This window comes from Pseudomonas sp. IT-P260 (assembly GCF_949768395.1).
GTDB lineage: Bacteria > Pseudomonadota > Gammaproteobacteria > Pseudomonadales > Pseudomonadaceae > Aquipseudomonas > Aquipseudomonas parakoreensis.
The window spans coordinates 409,453-426,815 of the sequence record NZ_CATKPO010000022.1 but is presented as its reverse complement, the minus strand read 5'-3'; the positions used below and the strand labels follow the sequence as shown (position 1 = coordinate 426,815).

At 61.0% G+C, this 17,363-nt stretch carries 20 protein-coding genes; 10 read left to right on the top strand and 10 right to left on the bottom strand.

Going from position 1 to position 17,363, the window contains the following annotated elements:
- Window positions 1–37 precede the first annotated feature (37 nt).
- The 6 genes from hisB (at window position 38) to ACM6HV_RS12650 (ending at window position 3,919) form a co-directional block, all read left to right on the top strand.
- Complete coding sequence (gene hisB, locus ACM6HV_RS12675; RefSeq protein WP_007909204.1) at window positions 38–631, top strand: imidazoleglycerol-phosphate dehydratase HisB; 594 nt, start codon at window positions 38–40, stop codon at window positions 629–631.
- Window positions 631–1,269, top strand: a complete 639-nt coding sequence (gene hisH / locus ACM6HV_RS12670; RefSeq protein WP_145595894.1) for an imidazole glycerol phosphate synthase subunit HisH — start codon at window positions 631–633, stop codon at window positions 1,267–1,269. The genes hisB and hisH overlap by 1 nt, the downstream gene beginning before the upstream one ends.
- Window positions 1,270–1,530, top strand: coding sequence for a DUF2164 domain-containing protein (locus tag ACM6HV_RS12665; RefSeq protein WP_145595897.1), 261 nt, complete (start codon window positions 1,270–1,272; stop codon window positions 1,528–1,530). It begins immediately after the preceding gene.
- 42 nt (window positions 1,531–1,572) lie between these two features.
- Window positions 1,573–2,310, top strand: coding sequence for a 1-(5-phosphoribosyl)-5-[(5-phosphoribosylamino)methylideneamino]imidazole-4-carboxamide isomerase (gene hisA / locus ACM6HV_RS12660; protein ID WP_095137961.1), 738 nt, complete (start codon window positions 1,573–1,575; stop codon window positions 2,308–2,310).
- A gap of 9 nt (window positions 2,311–2,319) precedes the next feature.
- On the top strand, window positions 2,320–3,090 hold the full coding sequence (hisF, locus tag ACM6HV_RS12655) for an imidazole glycerol phosphate synthase subunit HisF (protein WP_007909211.1): 771 nt from the start codon (window positions 2,320–2,322) through the stop codon (window positions 3,088–3,090).
- A 73-nt stretch (window positions 3,091–3,163) separates the two neighbouring features.
- Complete coding sequence (locus ACM6HV_RS12650; RefSeq protein WP_108181410.1) at window positions 3,164–3,919, top strand: substrate-binding periplasmic protein; 756 nt, start codon at window positions 3,164–3,166, stop codon at window positions 3,917–3,919.
- On the opposite strand, the gene ACM6HV_RS12645 is transcribed toward ACM6HV_RS12650, so the two are convergent.
- The 5 genes from ACM6HV_RS12645 to gpmI form a co-directional block, all read right to left on the bottom strand.
- Window positions 3,900–5,195 (bottom strand): Vps62-related protein, encoded by a 1,296-nt coding sequence (locus ACM6HV_RS12645; RefSeq protein WP_414904329.1) that lies wholly within the window; start codon window positions 5,193–5,195, stop codon window positions 3,900–3,902. The two genes, ACM6HV_RS12650 and ACM6HV_RS12645, sit on opposite strands and share 20 nt — an antisense overlap.
- A 113-nt stretch (window positions 5,196–5,308) precedes the next feature.
- Window positions 5,309–6,085, bottom strand: coding sequence for a divergent polysaccharide deacetylase family protein (locus ACM6HV_RS12640; RefSeq protein ID WP_041071406.1), 777 nt, complete (start codon window positions 6,083–6,085; stop codon window positions 5,309–5,311).
- A 2-nt stretch (window positions 6,086–6,087) separates the two neighbouring features.
- Entirely contained in the window at window positions 6,088–7,407 is a 1,320-nt protein-coding gene (locus tag ACM6HV_RS12635; protein WP_041071409.1) for a S41 family peptidase, read from the bottom strand.
- Between the two features lie 31 nt (window positions 7,408–7,438).
- Window positions 7,439–8,725 (bottom strand): murein hydrolase activator EnvC family protein, encoded by a 1,287-nt coding sequence (locus ACM6HV_RS12630; protein ID WP_041071412.1) that lies wholly within the window; start codon window positions 8,723–8,725, stop codon window positions 7,439–7,441.
- A 252-nt stretch (window positions 8,726–8,977) separates the two neighbouring features.
- Window positions 8,978–10,504, bottom strand: a complete 1,527-nt coding sequence (gpmI, locus tag ACM6HV_RS12625; RefSeq protein ID WP_145595907.1) for a 2,3-bisphosphoglycerate-independent phosphoglycerate mutase — start codon at window positions 10,502–10,504, stop codon at window positions 8,978–8,980.
- A gap of 153 nt (window positions 10,505–10,657) precedes the next feature.
- Between gpmI and ACM6HV_RS12620 the strand changes: the two genes are divergently transcribed.
- The 3 genes from ACM6HV_RS12620 to secB are packed head-to-tail and all read left to right on the top strand — an operon-like array spanning window position 10,658 to window position 11,870.
- Window positions 10,658–11,071, top strand: a complete 414-nt coding sequence (locus tag ACM6HV_RS12620) for a rhodanese-like domain-containing protein (RefSeq protein WP_414904328.1) — start codon at window positions 10,658–10,660, stop codon at window positions 11,069–11,071.
- Window position 11,072: 1 nt separating this feature from the next.
- On the top strand, window positions 11,073–11,327 hold the full coding sequence (gene grxC, locus ACM6HV_RS12615) for a glutaredoxin 3 (protein ID WP_041071421.1): 255 nt from the start codon (window positions 11,073–11,075) through the stop codon (window positions 11,325–11,327).
- Window positions 11,328–11,384: 57 nt separating this feature from the next.
- Entirely contained in the window at window positions 11,385–11,870 is a 486-nt protein-coding gene (gene secB, locus ACM6HV_RS12610) for a protein-export chaperone SecB (RefSeq protein ID WP_025110924.1), read from the top strand.
- A gap of 119 nt (window positions 11,871–11,989) precedes the next feature.
- On the opposite strand, the gene ACM6HV_RS12605 is transcribed toward secB, so the two are convergent.
- Window positions 11,990–12,445 carry a tRNA (cytidine(34)-2'-O)-methyltransferase gene (locus ACM6HV_RS12605; RefSeq protein ID WP_041071426.1) on the bottom strand — a complete coding sequence of 152 codons (456 nt, stop codon included), beginning with the start codon at window positions 12,443–12,445 and terminating at the stop codon, window positions 11,990–11,992.
- Between ACM6HV_RS12605 and ACM6HV_RS12600 the strand changes: the two genes are divergently transcribed.
- A complete protein-coding gene (locus tag ACM6HV_RS12600; RefSeq protein WP_414904327.1) occupies window positions 12,444–12,884 on the top strand; it encodes a hypothetical protein in 441 nt (146 codons plus the stop codon). The two genes, ACM6HV_RS12605 and ACM6HV_RS12600, sit on opposite strands and share 2 nt — an antisense overlap.
- A gap of 508 nt (window positions 12,885–13,392) precedes the next feature.
- On the opposite strand, the gene ntrC is transcribed toward ACM6HV_RS12600, so the two are convergent.
- The 4 genes from ntrC to ACM6HV_RS12580 form a co-directional block, all read right to left on the bottom strand.
- A complete protein-coding gene (gene ntrC / locus ACM6HV_RS12595) occupies window positions 13,393–14,829 on the bottom strand; it encodes a nitrogen regulation protein NR(I) (RefSeq protein ID WP_007961729.1) in 1,437 nt (478 codons plus the stop codon).
- Window positions 14,826–15,911, bottom strand: a complete 1,086-nt coding sequence (glnL, locus tag ACM6HV_RS12590) for a nitrogen regulation protein NR(II) (RefSeq protein WP_007961730.1) — start codon at window positions 15,909–15,911, stop codon at window positions 14,826–14,828. The genes ntrC and glnL overlap by 4 nt, the downstream gene beginning before the upstream one ends.
- A gap of 231 nt (window positions 15,912–16,142) precedes the next feature.
- A complete protein-coding gene (locus tag ACM6HV_RS12585; RefSeq protein ID WP_414904326.1) occupies window positions 16,143–16,760 on the bottom strand; it encodes a DUF4124 domain-containing protein in 618 nt (205 codons plus the stop codon).
- Complete coding sequence (locus ACM6HV_RS12580; RefSeq protein WP_414904325.1) at window positions 16,757–17,269, bottom strand: DUF4124 domain-containing protein; 513 nt, start codon at window positions 17,267–17,269, stop codon at window positions 16,757–16,759. Before ACM6HV_RS12580 ends, ACM6HV_RS12585 begins: the two co-directional genes overlap by 4 nt.
- Between the last annotated feature and the right edge of the window lie 94 nt (window positions 17,270–17,363).

Genomic DNA, 17,363 nt, shown 5'->3' with positions numbered 1-17,363 from the left:
GCTGCCTTTTTCGCCCAATGATTTTGCGGAGCTGGTGATGGCCGAACGTAAGGCGTCTGTCGAGCGCGACACTCTGGAAACCCAGATCAAAGCCTCGATCAACCTTGATGGCACCGGAAAGGCCCGATTCGATATCGGTGTTCCTTTTCTTGAGCACATGCTGGATCAGATCGCCCGTCACGGGTTGATCGACCTGGATATTGAATGCAAGGGCGATCTGCATATCGACGACCACCATACCGTGGAAGACGTCGGTATCACCCTCGGCCAGGCCTTCGCCAAAGCCATCGGCGACAAGAAAGGCATCCGTCGCTACGGCCACGCCTACGTGCCGCTCGATGAAGCGCTGTCGCGCGTGGTGATCGACTTCTCCGGCCGCCCGGGCCTGCAGATGCACGTGCCGTACACCCGCGCCACCGTGGGCGGCTTCGACGTCGACCTGTTCCAGGAATTCTTCCAGGGCTTCGTCAACCACGCACTGGTCAGCCTGCACATCGACAACCTGCGCGGCACCAACACCCACCACCAGATCGAAACCGTGTTCAAGGCATTCGGCCGCGCGCTGCGCATGGCCGTCGAGCTGGATGAGCGCATGGCCGGGCAAATGCCATCGACCAAAGGCGTTCTGTAATGCAGACGGTTGCAGTTATCGACTACGGCATGGGCAATCTGCACTCGGTGGCCAAGGCCCTCGAGCACGTGGGCGCCGGCAAGGTGCTGATCACCAGCGATGCGGACGTGATCCGTGAAGCGGACCGCGTGGTATTCCCGGGCGTTGGCGCGATTCGCGACTGCATGGCGGAGATCCGTCGCCTCGGTTTCGATTCGCTGGTACGTGAAGTCAGCCAGGATCGTCCGTTCCTCGGCATCTGCGTCGGCATGCAAGCCCTGCTCGACAGCAGCGAAGAGAACGACGGCGTCGACTGCATCGGCCTGTTCCCGGGCGCGGTGAAGTTCTTCGGCAAAGACCTGCATGAAGACGGCGAGCATCTGAAAGTCCCGCACATGGGCTGGAACGAGGTGCAGCAGAAGGTCAGCCACCCGCTGTGGCACGACATTCCGGACATGGCGCGTTTCTACTTCGTGCACAGCTACTACATCGCCGCCGCCAACGCGCGGCAGGTAGTCGGTAGCGGTCATTACGGGCTCGATTTCGCTGCCGCGCTGGCCGATGGCTCGCGTTTCGCCGTGCAGTTCCACCCGGAGAAGAGCCATACCCATGGCCTGCAATTGCTGCAGAACTTCGCCGCGTGGGACGGTCGCTGGTAAATGGCTGCCAGGAAATCCAGGCCGCCGATCCTGACCCTCACTCCCGAACAGGAGAGCGAGGCCAATCGCAAGATTCAGCGGTTCATGGAGGATCGGTTCGAACTCGACCTGGGTTCGTTCGAAGCGGCGGAAATCCTTGAGCTGTTTACCCGCGAAATTGCTCCGCACTATTACAACAGGGCGATTTTCGATGTGCAGACCCACCTCAAAGAGCGGTTTGAAAGCATCGAAAGCGACCTGTGGGCGCTCGAGAAAAACTGATTTCCGAGCCAAGCTGAACATTCAAATTTGAAGGTTTGCCAGATGCTGATTATTCCCGCTATCGATCTTAAAGACGGTGCCTGCGTACGTCTGCGCCAGGGCCGCATGGAAGATTCCACAGTGTTCTCCGATGACCCGGTGAGCATGGCTGCCAAGTGGGTGGAGGGCGGTTGCCGTCGTCTGCATCTGGTCGATCTGAACGGCGCGTTCGAAGGCCAGCCGGTCAACGGCGAAGTGGTGACCGCGATTGCCAAACGCTACCCGAACCTGCCGATCCAGATCGGCGGCGGCATTCGCTCGCTGGAAACCATCGAGCACTACGTCAAGGCGGGCGTGAGCTATGTGATCATCGGCACCAAAGCGGTGAAGGATCCGGCGTTCGTCGCTGAAGCCTGCCGTGCGTTCCCGGGCAAGATCATCGTCGGTCTGGATGCCAAAGACGGTTTCGTCGCCACCGACGGCTGGGCGGAAATCAGCACCGTGCAGGTCATCGACCTGGCCAAGCAGTTTGAAGCCGACGGCGTCTCGTCGATTGTTTATACCGACATCGCCAAAGACGGCATGATGCAGGGCTGCAACGTACCGTTCACCGCTGCGCTGGCGGCAGCGACGAAGATCCCGGTAATTGCCTCCGGCGGTATCCACAATCTGGGTGACATCAAGTCGCTGCTCGACGCCAAGGCGCCGGGCATCATTGGCGCAATCACTGGCCGGGCGATCTACGAAGGCACCCTCGACGTCGCCGAAGCGCAAGCTTTCTGCGATTCGTACCAAGGCTGAGGACTGACCATGGCGCTGGCCAAACGCATCATCCCTTGCCTGGACGTGGACAACGGCCGGGTCGTCAAAGGTGTGAAGTTCGAGAACATCCGCGATGCCGGCGATCCGGTGGAAATCGCCCGTCGTTATGACGAGCAGGGTGCCGACGAGATTACCTTTCTCGACATCACCGCCAGCGTCGATGGCCGCGACACCACGCTGCATACCGTCGAGCGCATGGCCAGCCAGGTGTTCATTCCGCTGACCGTCGGCGGCGGCGTGCGCACCGTGCAGGACATCCGCAATCTGCTCAACGCCGGTGCGGACAAGGTCTCGATCAATACCGCGGCGGTGTTCAACCCGGAATTCGTCGGTGAAGCGGCGCAGCATTTCGGCTCGCAATGCATCGTCGTCGCTATCGACGCGAAGAAGGTCTCCGGCCCGGGTGAAACCCCACGCTGGGAAATCTTCACCCACGGCGGGCGCAAACCGACCGGTCTCGATGCAGTCGAGTGGGCGAAGAAGATGGAAGGCCTGGGTGCCGGTGAGATCCTGCTGACCAGCATGGATCAGGACGGCATGAAAAACGGCTTCGACCTTGGCGTGACTCGCGCGATCAGCGATGCGCTGGGCATTCCGGTGATCGCTTCCGGCGGCGTCGGCAACCTGCAGCATCTGGCCGACGGCATCCTCGAAGGCCACGCCAGCGCGGTGCTGGCGGCGAGTATTTTCCACTTCGGCGAATACACCGTGCAGGAAGCGAAAGCGTACATGGCCAAACGCGGCATTGTGATGCGCTAAACCGTACAGGCCAGTGGACAGCATGGCGTACCCAAGGCACTCTTGGGCACGCCATGGATTCCGGTAGCCCGACATGATCAAACGCCTGCTTCTTGTTCTCGCCAGTGCTTCTGTGTTGTTGCTCAACACGGCGCGGGCCGAAAACAGTCCCGACACCGATCTGGTGCTCCTTACCGAAAACTTTCCGCCCTACAACATGGCGAAAGACGGCAAGAATTTCGCCAAGGGCGAGAACATCAACGGCATTGCCGCCGACATCGTGCGTGAAATGTTCAAGCGCGCCGGGCTCACCTACAGCCTGACGCTGCGCTTTCCCTGGGAGCGGGTCTACAAACTGGCACTGGAAAATCCCGGTTACGGTGCTTTCGTGATGGCGCGCCTGCCGGATCGCGAAAACCTGTTCAAATGGGTCGGCCCGATCGGTCCGGACGACTGGATCATGTTGGCCCGGGCCGACAGCAAGATCACCCTCGAAACCCTCAACGATGCGCGCAAATACAAGATCGGTGCCTACAAGGGCGACGCAATTGCCGAGACCCTGGCCAAGCAGGGCTTGAAGCCAATGGTGGTGTTGCGCGATCAGGACAACGCGAAAAAACTGGTCAACGGCCAGATCGACCTGTGGGCCACCGGTGATCCTGCCGGACGTTATCTGGCGCGGCAGGACGGGGTGACCGGACTCAAGACCGTATTGCGCTTCAACAGCGCCGAGTTGTACCTGGCGCTGAACAAGGACGTGTCGGATGCAACGGTCGCCAGGCTGCAGGCGGCGCTGGATCAGATGCGCAAGGACGGTGTGGTCGACGAAATCATGGGGCGCTATCTGTAGCTGTCGGCAACGCCTTGTCCGCGGCTTCATGGATGCATTCGTGCGGCGGATACTGCAGCAGTTCCAGGCTCTCGTACTGGGTGTAGCCGAGGTTGATGCCGGCTTGCGAGCCGTCTGCACGGAGCAACTCGTAGAAGCTTTCCTGCTGATAGGCCGCGACAAATTTGCCTTTGCCGGCCATGGCGAGGACGTGGCTGACGAACGGTGTCAGCCAGCCGCTGGTTGAGGTTTCGCAGTGCGTGAACTGGCTGTCGAGTCTCGCCGAGAATGGCAGTGACGGATGGACGTCGCCCTTCGTTGCCCAGGCGCTCACAAAACTGATGGCGGTAACCTGGGTGAACAGGCGCAGCACCTTCGGATTCTGCAGCCGTTGCGCAGTCCACTTGAATGCCCGCGCCTTGTCGCCCGTGTTGTGTCCGCTCCCGACCAGATAATACTGGTCGGTTCTTTCCAGGCGATAAAAGGGCGTGGTGCGTAATTGTTCGAGCGGTGACAGGTCATCCTTGACCACGAACCACGGAAGTTCCACCACTTGAGCGAGGGTGGCCGCTCCGTTGGTTTGCGGAGCGTCCGCTGCGTGGAGCGTCGGCAACACTGGCGATGATTTGATCAGCGGCGCGATCTGCATCCGCAGGGCAAAGACACTGACATCGGCCTGTGGTCGGTTGAAGCTGTCTGCCGCAATGAAGGTGCCCGGCGCGAAGTGAATGTCTCCCAGCGGTGCGCTGGGCGGCGTGACGCTCCATGCACTGAAACTCTGCCGTGCACCGCTGCCCTTGTCGCTCCAGAGCATATTGCCGACCGTTGAAGCGATCACCAGGTCGGCCCGGACGCAGCGCACGCTACTGAGCAGTGGCTTGTCGTCGCCGCTGGAGCAAACCTGGCCCAAGGCAACGTAGCCGGCCGGGGGCAGCGGTCGCCAGACCGTGCAGTTGGTTTTGGCGCCCGAGCCGGTATCTTTCCAGACTTGTTCAAAGTCGAGGGGCGCGCTGAGGGCTTTGGCTTTTGTCGGGTCGGTCTCGCGCTCGCTGACAACGGCCACGACGTGTTTTGCGTTGATGTTGTCGTGGCTGCCCACCACGACATCGCCTAAAGGAAAGTAGCCCGGCAGCATCTCGGGAGAGGGCGTCGGGCGCCAAAAGCTCCCGGGTGCCGCTTTCGATCCGCTGCTGTCCCAGATTCGCTGGAAATCAGTCGTGAAGTTGATCAGCAGATTGTCCAGCGTGATCGGTTTTGCCTGTTGCGGGACGCCTGCGTCCTTGTCTTCGGTATTCATAATCAGCCCTGATAGTGAAAGACGACTCGGGAAGAGTCGTCACAGTTGCAGGCTTACTATCCGGCCAATGGGGGGGCCGTTTGGCGGTAATTATGTATAGCGGGCGAGGCTGTTCAACGGTAGACGCCGTCCTTGCCATGGGCGGCGGTGGCGCGATTGCTGCGCACGCTGATCATCTGCTTGATGTCGATCCACTCGATGCCTTGTGCCTTGAGCTTCGGCAATTCACGTTCCAGGACTGCCAGGGTCTGCGGATACGGGTGACCGATCATCACCGCTGACCCCTGCTTGCGCGCCAGGCTGATGGCGGTCTGCAGTTGGGTGAAGATGGCGGCTTCGGTGCGCTCGTCATCGAGGAACACATCCCGCGAGACACTCGCCAGATCGATCTTCTGCGCCTGCTGCGCTGCGACGGTCTGGGCGCTGGTGCGGCTGTCGACGAAGAATTTGTGCCGGCGCTGCAACTCACCCATCAGCCACGCCATTGCCACCGGCTGGGCGGTCATGCGACTGCCCATGTGGTTGTTGATGCCCGCGGTGTAGGGGACCATTTTGAAGGCGGCGTCGAGGCGCTTTTGCAGTTCCTCGAGCGGCAGTTCGGGATGCCAGGCGTACGGTCCGGTGGCCGGGTCCATCGGCATGTGCAGAATCACGATCTTGCCGGCGCGATGGGCTTCGCGGGCGAATTCGGTAGCGTGCGGAGTGTCGGGCATGATCGCTGTGGTCACCGGGCCGGGCAGGGCCAGCACGCGGCGATCCCGGGGCAGGTTCTGCCCCAGGTCGTCGATGATCAGCGTCAGGTAGGCTTTTGGCGGGGTGGTTCTGGCAGGTTCTGCGTGAGCAGCACCCGCCAGACAGCACAGCAGGACGAAGAAGAAACGCAACGACATCCTCAACGGCCGGACGTGATGCTCAGCCCTTTGAGCAGGCTCAGCGCCTGGGCCAACTGGTAATCGTCATCCTGCGGCATGGCCTTGGCCTTGGCGCCGGAACCGGTCGGCTTGTCCGCGCCGCCGTTGCCGTTGCCCAGGTGACCTTGCAGGTCGGCTTCCTTGAAGTAGTCGCCGTCGGCTTCGTTGGTGATCTTGGCCTTGCGCACTTCGATGTCCGGGACGATGCCCTGGGCCTGGATCGAGCGACCGTTCGGCGTGAAGTACAGCGCCGTGGTGATCTTCAGTGCGCGATCGTTGTTCAGTGGCAGCACGGTTTGCACCGAGCCTTTGCCGAAACTGGTGGTGCCCATGACCACGGCGCGTTTCTGGTCCTGCAGGGCGCCGGCGACAATTTCCGAAGCCGAAGCGCTGCCACCGTTGATCAACACGACCATTGGTACCGCTTCGCTTTCATCCTTGCCGGTGGCAGAGAAGCGCAGTTCGGAGTTGGCGATCCGGCCTTTGGTGTAAACGATCAGGCCTTTCTTGATGAAGTGGTCGACCACTTCCACGGCGGCCTGCAACACGCCGCCCGGGTTGTTGCGCAGGTCGAGGATGATGCCGTTGAGCTTCTTGCCGTTATCCTTGCGCAACTTGGCCAGGGCCTTGGAGACCTCTTCGCCGGTCTTGACTTGGAACTGGGTGATGCGGATGTAGCCGTAGCCCGATTCCAGCAGTTGCGCCTTGACGCTCTTCACTTGAATCACGGCGCGGGCCAGAGTCACGTCGAACGGCGTACCGCCATCGCGCACCAGGGTCAGGGTGATTTTCTGGCCGATCTTGCCGCGCATTTTGTCCACGGCTTCGGTCATGGTCTGGCCACGGGTCGGCTGGCCGTTGATCTTGACGATGAAGTCCCCGGCCTGAATGCCGGCCTTCGACGCCGGGGTGTCGTCGATCGGCGAGACGACCTTGATGAAACCGTCTTCGGAGCCGACTTCGATGCCCAGGCCGCCGAATTCGCCGCTGGTGCTTTCCTGCAATTCGGTGAAGTCTTCAGGGCCGAGATAGGCGGAGTGCGGATCGAGGTTGCTGAGCATGCCCTTGATCGCGTTTTCCAGCAGGGTCTTGTCGTCCACCGGCTCGACATAGGCGGCCTTGATCCGGTCCATCACCTCGGCAAAGGTGCGCAACTCTTCCAGCGGCAACGGTGCTTTGGCGGTCGCGGCAGTGCCTGCCGGAGCGACGGCCGGGGCCGGTTGAGCGGCGAACGCCAGAGGCGCGCCGATCACCAGAGCGATCGTCAGGGCCAGCGAGGTAAGGCGGGACAAATGCAGCATGTCGAACGAACTCCTGAATTAGGCGACGCGCTTATCCTTGCGCGTGACACCATTGCGCCGGATCACTCGGGTGACCCTGCTGACGAATTGCGAAATACAGCGCTGGTGTGTCCTGACCGCCACTGTTACCCACAGTGGAGATCGACTCACCGGCTTTTACCACGTCACCGGCCGACTTGAGCAGTGTCTGGTTGTGACCGTAAAGACTCAGATAACCATTGCCGTGATCAAGGATCACCAGCAGCCCGGCGCCACGCAACCAGTCGGCGAACACCACGCGCCCGCCGTGCACGGCATGCACTTGGCTGCCGGCAGCGGCGCTGATCATCACGCCATCCCACTTGGTGCGGGCATCGTCGCCACGGCTTTCGCCGAAGCGTGCCAGCAATCGACCATCAACCGGCCACGGAAGTTTTCCCCGGGTTGCAGCAAAAGGGCCACCGAAGGTCTCGCCGCTGCTGGATACCAGCGCGCCTGGCGTTGACTTGACTGGTTTTCGTGGGGCGTCGCTGGTGTCAGCCTGCGCCTCACGCAAACGCTTTTTTTCCGCTTCCTGCTGGGCGATCAGCGCTTTCTGCCGCGCTTCTTCTGCCTCACGGGCCTGACGGGCCAGGGTTTCTTCAATGGTTTTAAGGACTTTAGACAGGTCTGCCTGATCCTGCTCGCGGGCGGCCAGTTTCTGGTCGCGGGCTTTCACGTCATCGTTGAGTTTGGCGAGGACTTGCTGGCGCTCCTTGCGGACTTTTTCCAGCTCGTCGCGCTGGCTGTCGAGGCTGCTTTTCTGCACCAGCAATTGCGCCTGCTGCGTGGCGATGTCTTTTTCGACATTGGCCAGTTGGCGCAGGGTTTCGTTGAAGTTCTTCAACTGCTCCAGGCGGGCCTGGCTCAGGTAATCGTAATAGGTGAGGGTGCGGGCGAATTTCTCGGGATTCTGCTGGTTGAGCAGCAGCTTGAGGTATTCCTGACGGCCGTTCTGATAGGCCGCGCGGGCCTGGATGGCGATCAGTCGCTGCTGTTCAGTGCGGGCGCTCTGGAGTTTTTTTTTCTCCGCATCGAGTCGCTGCAGCTCGGATTCGCTCTTCTTCAGCTCTTTCTGCAGGGCATCGACCTGCTTCTCGAGCTTGCCCATCTCGGTTTCAGTGCCCTTCAGCTCTTTCTGCACACCGGATTTTTCTTCCTGCAGCTTGCCCAGCAGCTTTTTCAGCTCGGCAATGTCCTGACGCGTGGCATCCAACTGCTGTTGGGTTTGCGCGCGCTCGTCAGCGAAGGCCGGTTGGAGCAGGCAGGTCAGAGCGAGGGCGATCAGGACGCGGAGCATAGAGGCGGGCGGCACCAGGGTAATGGACGGCCTAGTATGCCCGCCCGGGGCTGCAAAAAAAACGCCCAATTGGGCTTGTGTGATAACTGGAGCGGCGCAGAGGCCCATTTCCATTTCGAAAACCCCATAAACCACTGTGGGAGCTGGCTTGCCAGCGATGGCGTCTGCACCTTCAACATAGCTGTTGGCTGTCAGATTGCTATCGCTGGCAAGCCAGCTCCCACAGGGTTTGGCGGTGTTTGATCTGGTGAATTACACCAGAATCGATGTACCCGTCATCTCCGCCGGTTTTTCCAGGCCCAGCAGCATCAGCATGGTCGGAGCCACGTCCGCCAGTACGCCGCCGTCACGGACCTTGAGGTCACGCTTGCCGACATAAATGAACGGCACCGGCTCGGTGGTGTGCGCGGTGTGCGCCTGGTGGGTTTCTTCATCGGCCATTTTTTCGACGTTGCCGTGGTCAGCGGTGATCAGCGCTTCGCCGCCGACTTTTTCCAGCGCCTCGACGATGCGCCCGACGCAGGTGTCCAGGCACTCCACGGCTTTCACTGCTGCGTCGAACACGCCGCTGTGGCCGACCATGTCGCCATTGGCGTAGTTGACCACGATCACGTCGTAACGCTGGTGTTCGATGGCGTCGACGATTCGGTCAGTCACTTCCGGTGCACTCATTTCCGGCTGCAGGTCGTAGGTGGCGACTTTCGGCGACGGGATCAGAATGCGCTCTTCGCCCGGGAACGGTTCTTCACGGCCACCGGAAAAGAAGAAAGTGACGTGTGCGTATTTTTCGGTTTCGGCGATGCGCAGCTGGGTCTTGCCGTTTTTTGCCAGGTAGTCGCCAAGTACATTTTCCAGGCTGCCCGGAGCGAAGGCGGCCGGGGCCGGGATGCTGGCCGCGTATTGGGTCAAGCCGACGTACTGCACTTTTGGCTGGCGCGCGCGCTCGAATTCCTTGAAATCGTCTTCGACGAACACGCGGCTCAGCTCGCGGGCACGGTCGGCGCGGAAGTTCATGAACACCACGGCGTCGCCGTCTTCGACCTTGACCGGCTCGCCGATGGTGGTGGCTTTGACGAATTCGTCGCTCTCGCCACGGGCGTAGGCAGCGTCGAGGCCTTCCTGAGCGCTAGCGGCGTTGAATTCGGCGTTGCCGTCGACGATCAGGTTGTAGGCCTGTGATACACGGTCCCAACGGTTGTCACGGTCCATCGCGTAATAGCGACCGATGAGGCTGGCGATGCGGCCCTTGCCGAGCGCCTGGAACGTCGCATCGAGCAGTTCGATCGACGAAGCGGCGCTCTTTGGCGGCGTGTCACGGCCATCAAGAAAGGCGTGCAGGTAGATTTTTTCGGCGCCGCGCTTGAACGCCAATTCGGCCATGGCGATCAAGTGATCCTGGTGGCTGTGCACGCCACCATCGGACAGCAGGCCCATGAAATGCACGGCTTTGCCGGCGGCCACGGCTTTATCGACAGCGGCGCAGATGGTCGGGTTCTCGAAAAACTCGCCGTCGCGGATCGCTTTGGTCACGCGCGTGAAGTCCTGATACACCACGCGCCCGGCGCCGAGGTTCATGTGGCCGACTTCGGAGTTGCCCATCTGGCCGTCCGGCAGACCGACGTCCATGCCGCTGCCCGAGATCAGGCCGTTCGGCACCGTGGCCCACAGGCGATCGAGCACTGGCTTCTTCGCCGCATACACGGCATTGGATTCGTGGCTGTCACTGTGACCGAAGCCGTCGAGAATCATCAGGACCAAAGGTTTAGGCGTGGTAGTCATGGAATCCACTCGTGGCTAATAAAGAAGAGGGCGATGGAAAAGGGAGTGGCAGTTTAAAGCGAAGTTCCTGCGGCGTCACCGCCGGACGGGGTTTGGCCCACCATAGTGGCTGTGTATACTGGCCGACATTTTAACGCCCTGGAACCTCCTTCGATGGTTGCTCACCTGATTGAATTTGCCACTAACCACTACATTCTTGTCGGTATCTTCGTCGTACTGCTGGCTCTGCTGCTGGCGCACACGATGCAGGGCGGCGGTAAAAGCCTGAGCACTGGCGAGCTGACCGCATTGGTCAACAAGGACGCAGGCGTAGTGGTGGACATCCGTCCGGCGAAAGATTACGCCGCCGGTCATATCGTTGGCGCGATCAACATTCCTCAAGACAAGCTGGCTTCGCGTGCCGGTGAGCTGGAAAAGCACAAGGCCAAGACCATCATTCTGGTGGACGCCCTGGGCCAGACCGCTGGTACCCACGCTCGCGAGCTGATGAAATCCGGCTTCACCGCCGCCAAGCTGTCCGGCGGGATCTCCAGCTGGAAAGGCGACAACCTGCCGTTGGTGAAGTGATATGAGCGAAGTCATCGTCTACTCCAGCGATTACTGCCCTTATTGCATGCGAGCCAAGCAATTGCTCGCGAACAAAGGTGTGGCCTTCGAAGAGATCAAGGTCGATGGCAAGCCGCAGATTCGTGCTGCCATGAGCCAGAAGGCCGGACGCACCTCCGTGCCGCAGATCTGGATCGGCGACAAGCACATCGGCGGTTGTGATGATTTGTATGCCCTGGAGCGCGCCGGCAAGCTCGACGCGCTGCTCAAGGCCTGAACGGCTGCACCCACGTACAGCAATCCCTAAAAGACCCAAGATCAGAAAGGATCTGAGATGACTGACCAACAGAACACTGCAGCCAGCGAAGAAGAAACCGCACCGCAATTCTCCTTGCAGCGCATCTACGTACGCGATCTGTCCTTCGAAGCCCCGAAAAGCCCGGCGATCTTCCGCCAGCAGTGGGACCCGACCGTCGGTCTGGACCTCAATACCCGTCAGAAAGAACTGGAAGGCGATTTCTACGAAGTCGTGCTGACCCTGTCCGTGACCGTGAAAAACGGCGACGAAGTGGCCTTCATCGCTGAAGTGCAGCAGGCCGGTATCTTCCTGATCAAGAACCTGGACGCGGCTTCGATGAGCCACACCCTGGGTGCGTTCTGCCCGAACATCCTGTTCCCGTATGCTCGCGAAACCCTGGACAGCCTGGTGACCCGCGGTTCGTTCCCGGCCCTGATGCTGGCGCCGGTGAACTTCGACGCCCTGTACGCGCAAGAGCTGCAGCGCATGCAGGCTGCGGGCGAGACGCCGACCGTTCAATAAGCGGTTTAGCTATACCCCTGTGGGAGCGAGCCTGCTCGCGAAAGCGGTTTGTCAGTGACATCAATGTTACTGACAGACCGTAATCGCGAGCAGGCTCGCTCCCACAGTTGTTTTGCATGTTATTTGAAGTCGTTCTGCCGCCACGCTTCGTACACGGCCACCGCCACGGTGTTGGACAGGTTCAGACTGCGGCAGCCTTCACGCATCGGCAGGCGCAGGCGCTGTTCGGCGGGCAGGGCGTCGAGCACTTCCGGCGGCAGGCCACGGCTTTCCGGGCCGAAGATGAACGCATCGCCCGGGACGAACGCGGCATCGTGAAACGGCCGCGAGCCCTTGGTGGTGAACGCGAACAACCGTGGGTGGCCGAGGCTCTCCAGGCAACTGGCGAGGTCGGCGTGGCGCTGCAACGTGGCATATTCGTGGTAGTCGAGACCGGCCCGGCGCAAGCGCTTGTCGTCCATCTCGAAACCCAGCGGTTCGATCAAATGCAGGTGGCAGCCACTGTTGGCGCACAGCCTGATAACGTTGCCGGTGTTCGGCGGAATTTCTGGTTGAAAAAGGATGACGTGAAACATGCACGGCTCCGAAGGTAAAGATGACGCGCATTCTACGCCGCCAGCCGACCCGCGTTCGAAACTATTCCCGCGGGTGATCGGTTCGCTGGCGATTTTCGGCTTGATGGTCGGTTTGATGATCGGCCGCCTGACCACGCCGGACCCCAGCGTGCTGCAGCAGGTCGACGTGACCGCTGACGGCCTGGTGGTGTGGTTCAACAATGAGCCGAAGCTGCACGGCGAGATCATCGACGGTACCGTGGCCTTGTTGTTTCAGGCTGAAGGCCGCGCGCAGAAAGGTCAGTTGAAACTCAACGGCAAGGACGTCAACTGGCGTACGCGAGTGAGTGACGGTGGGCTGTTGTTGACACTGCTGGCGGCGCGGCCGCTGCAAGGGGAATGGGCCGGGAGCAAGGTCGATGACCGCTGGCGGCTGGAGATCCATCTCCGGGAGCAATAAAAGCGGGAATCCCCGGCCTGCCTGTACCAGGGTTCCCAAAACGGGGTGGACTTCGCTGAGAGCGTCGGTCCGGTGTAAAGAGGGAACCCCCGGCCTGCCTGTACCAAGGATCCCAAAAGGGTGGGTTCGCCGCGTTGCGGTTTGAACCCGGTGTAAAGAGGGGAATCCCCGGCCTGCCTGTACCAAGGCCCCCGAAACGGTTGGTGAATCGAATCACCTGTGAGGGATATTGCAGGCGGCGTGCCAGTTTTAGTATTTCGAAACAGAAAAAAGCTTCAGATGCGCGAAAGCCCCGTAAATCTGGGCTTTGATGCTTCTGCGTGGCTGGAGCTTTGAACCTGGATGGTGTTTTTTTGATCAGTGAGTTATGCCCAATTGCGGTTCGCCGTGCCTTGTGGCGGTGCACACAAAAAAAGATCGCAGCCTTCGGCAGCTCCTACAGGGATATGCGTTCTCTGCAGGAGTTGCCGAAGGCTGCGATCTTTTCGCGGACGATTAGAGGAGGGGCTTAACCCTCATCCCCCTCATCATCATCCCCACCGTCCACTTTCATCCCCAATTCTTTGATCTTGCGGGTCAGGGTATTACGCCCCCAGCCGAGCAATACCGCCGCATCACGCCGGCGTCCGGCCGTGTGCTTCAGCGCGGTCTCGATCATGATCCGTTCGAAAGCCGGCACTGCGCTGTCGAGCAGGCTCGACTGGCCACGGGCCAAGGCTTGATCGGCCCACTGACGCAGCGCCTGCTCCCAGTTGGTCACTGGCGCCGAGTCCTGTGGCAGGCTCAGCAGTTCCGGCGGCAGGTCACTGATGTGCACTTCGCGACCGGAGGCCATCACGGTGATCCAGCGGCAGGTGTTCTCCAACTGCCGCACGTTGCCCGGCCATGGCAGGTTCTTCAGGTATTCCTCGGTCTCGCTTTTCAGCAGCTTCGGCTCCACCGCCAGTTCTTGCGCGGCGCGGCTGAGGAAGTGTTTGGCCAGGGTCGGGATGTCTTCGCGACGGTCCGACAGGCGCGGAATATGGATGCGGATCACGTTGAGGCGGTGGAACAAGTCCTCACGGAATTTGCCGGCGTGCACCAGGGTTTCCAGGTTCTGGTGGGTCGCGGCAATGATCCGCACATCGACCTTGACCGGCACATGCCCGCCAACGCGATAGAACTCGCCGTCGGCCAGCACCCGCAGCAAACGGGTCTGGGTATCGGCTGGCATGTCGCCGATTTCATCAAGGAACAGCGTGCCGCCGTCCGCCTGTTCGAAACGTCCACGGCGCAGGTTGGCCGCGCCGGTAAACGCGCCTTTCTCGTGGCCGAACAGCTCGGATTCCATCAGGTCTTTGGGGATCGCCGCCATGTTCAGCGCGATGAACGGCGAGGCCGCGCGCGGGCTGTGGCGATGCAGGGCGTGGGCCACCAGTTCTTTACCGGTGCCGGATTCGCCGTTGATCAACACCGTGATGTTGGAGTGGCTCAAGCGGCCGATGGCGCGAAACACTTCCTGCATCGCCGGTGCTTCACCGATGATTTCCGGGGTGCGGGTCAGCGCGGGTACCACTTCCAGGCCTTGCTGTTCCTGCGCATGCTGATTGGCGCGCTTGACCAGCGACACCGCCTCGTCAACGTCGAACGGCTTGGGCAGGTACTCGAACGCGCCGCCCTGATAGGAGGCGACGGCGCTGTCCAGGTCGGAGTGAGCGGTCATGATGATGACCGGCAACCGTGGGTGCTGTTCGCGGATGCGCGCCAGCAGATCGAGGCCACTGGCGCCCGGCATGCGGATGTCGGAAATGATCACATCAGGCTGCTGACGGGCCAGGCGACTCATCACGCCATCGGCGCTGTCGAAGCTCTGCGTGGTCATGCCTTCCTGCTGCAAGGCTTTTTCCAGAACCCAACGGATAGAACGGTCGTCATCGACGATCCACACGGTTTCACTACGGCTCATGTCGATGTGGCTCCTTGTTCCAGTGGCAGAAAGATCGAGAACGTGGTGTGGCCGGGGTGGCTGTCACACTCGATCAGGCCCTGGTGCTGGCTGATGATGTTCTGGGTGATGGCCAGGCCCAGCCCGGTACCGTCCGGGCGGCCGCTGACCATGGGAAAGAAGATGGTTTCCTGGAGTTCCGCCGGGATCCCCGGGCCGTTGTCGATGATCTCGATCTTGGTCACCAGGCGATGGCGGACGTGGCCGATGGTGAACTGGCGCATGGTCCGGGTGCGCAGGCTGATGCGCCCCAGACGCAGCTCGTTCTGGCTGCTGATCGCCTGCATCGCGTTGCGCACGATGTTCAGCACGGCCTGAATCATTTGTTCGCGGTCGATCAATACGTCGGGAATGCTCGGGTCGTAGTCGCGCACCAAGGTGATGCAACCCTGGCTTTCCGCCTCGACCAGTTGGCAGACGCGTTCGAGCACTTCGTGGACGTTGCACAGCGCCAGCGACGGCAGCTTGTTCGAGCCGAGCATACGGTCGACCAGATTACGCAGGCGGTCGGCCTCTTCGATGATCACGTTGGTGTAGTCGCGCAGGCTGTCTTCCGGCAACTCGCGGGCCAGCAATTGCGCGGCGCCACGGATGCCGCCGAGCGGATTCTTGATCTCATGGGCCAGGCCACGCACCAGCATTTTGCTGGTTTCCTGCTTGGACAACTGCGCCTCTTCCTTGGTGATCCGCAGCAGGCGGTCACGCGGGTGCACTTCCAGCAAGAGCATGGTTGCGCCGTTGCTGAGGATCGGCGTCACAGCGTAGTCCACGGTCAGGGTCTGGCCGGTGAGGGCGGTGAGCATTGCTTCGCGCTTGGTGAACGGGTGTGCTTGTTCGACCGCCTGACGCAGCGAGTTGAGCGCCTCGGTGGACTCGGTGAACAACTCGCTGATGAACTGCCCATGGCTACGCTGGCCGCTGATGGCCAGCAGCATCTCGGCCGCCGGGTTCATGTACTCAAGGCGCAATTCCGCGTCGAGCAGGATGGTAGCGGTGGTCAGGTTGTCGAGCAGCAAACGGTGGATTGCGTCGCTAATAGTCATCGGAGCCTCTTTTGGGGGCGGAGCGTGCGCAAGAAGCAGGCGTCGTTACACGGAAAATGCAAAAACCAAACCAAGGCTCCGAAAAGAAGCGTTCGTCCCCTGAAACAGGCGTTTGACGCTCGCTTGCGTGGCGCCAATGTGCTCAGGGCGGGAAGTTTCGAACCAAATTGGGTTGAAATGTGAGTACGGTGCAGTCTTGTGCACCAATATAGTGCGCAAAGCTGAACAGCGTTAGAAGAAGCGCAGGAAGGGATTTTTTTCTTCGGCGGGTTTGTCTTTCAATGGGCATTCCGGGCGCACGCCGTAGTCCTCGCTGACGCAGGGTTTGACCTGGCGTTTCTGTGCCAGCGAGATGCGCAGCATGTGGAACGGCTGGTTGGCGGTGCGTTCGACGGTGCGACCCTGCTCATCGAGGATTTCCACTGACAGGTTATGGCTGCCGCGATCAATGTTGCTCAGCGGGAAAACAGGACTCAGGCCCGGCTCGCCAGTGGCTTGTCCGTCCAGCAGCAGGCGATAGCGGTGACCCTGCTGTAGACCCGGTTCGCTGGTGACGCTGACGATCACCTCGCCCGCGCTGCTGCGAAGGGTCGCGTCCGGCTCGGGGATCAGGATGCGCAGCATGTCGTAGTGGAACAGCGGTTGTTCTGCGACCTTTTTTGCAGTGCTGATCGGTGCTGCAGTCGTGGGGTTGGCCGACATGCGATTGCTGGTCGCGACAGGTACGCGCTTGGCGTTGCCGCGCGGCTGATCGGTGTAGACGCGATTACCCTGCGCATCGACGTAGGTGAAGACCTCCGCCGATACGGGCAGGGCCAACAGCCACAGGATCATCCAGAAAATCCTCATGGCTTGTGCACCCGCTGCACGGTGAACACCACCCCCGGACTCTGCTGGATGATCGCTTCGCCGTTGATCACCTGCACCGCGAGATGATGCTCGCCGCGATCGACATTCACCAATTGCAGGATCGGCACGTTGCTCGGCTGGCCGTAAGGTGTGTCGTCCAGCACCAGCCTTAATTGGTGCGGCGCCTGCAGGCGCGGCTTGATCAGCACATTGACAGTGAAGGTGCCGTTGTTGGCGCGCAGCGCTTCTTCGCTGGGCAGGCCGGTCAGCTCCAGCACCTCGTAGGCGCTGCGTGCAGGTGGTCGGTTGTCGGTGCTGGCGGGCGTCGCTGAGCCCGATGCTTGCGGCTCGACGCTGTTAAGTGGCGGCAACTCAAGCGGTTGCGCTTTGACGCCATCCGGCGAGTGATCGCTGTAGACCGTGTTGCCGTTGGCGTCGGTGTACTTGTAGATCTGCGCGGCGGCGGGAAAGGCGATCAGCAGCAGAATGTAGAGAAAGGTGCGACCCATGAAATCGACCGGGAAAGAAAGCGATGGGGTGCAGCATAGGCCAGGGTGCGGCGGTTGGCCCAGCCCGGGACATATCCGGAGATCATTCAGACGC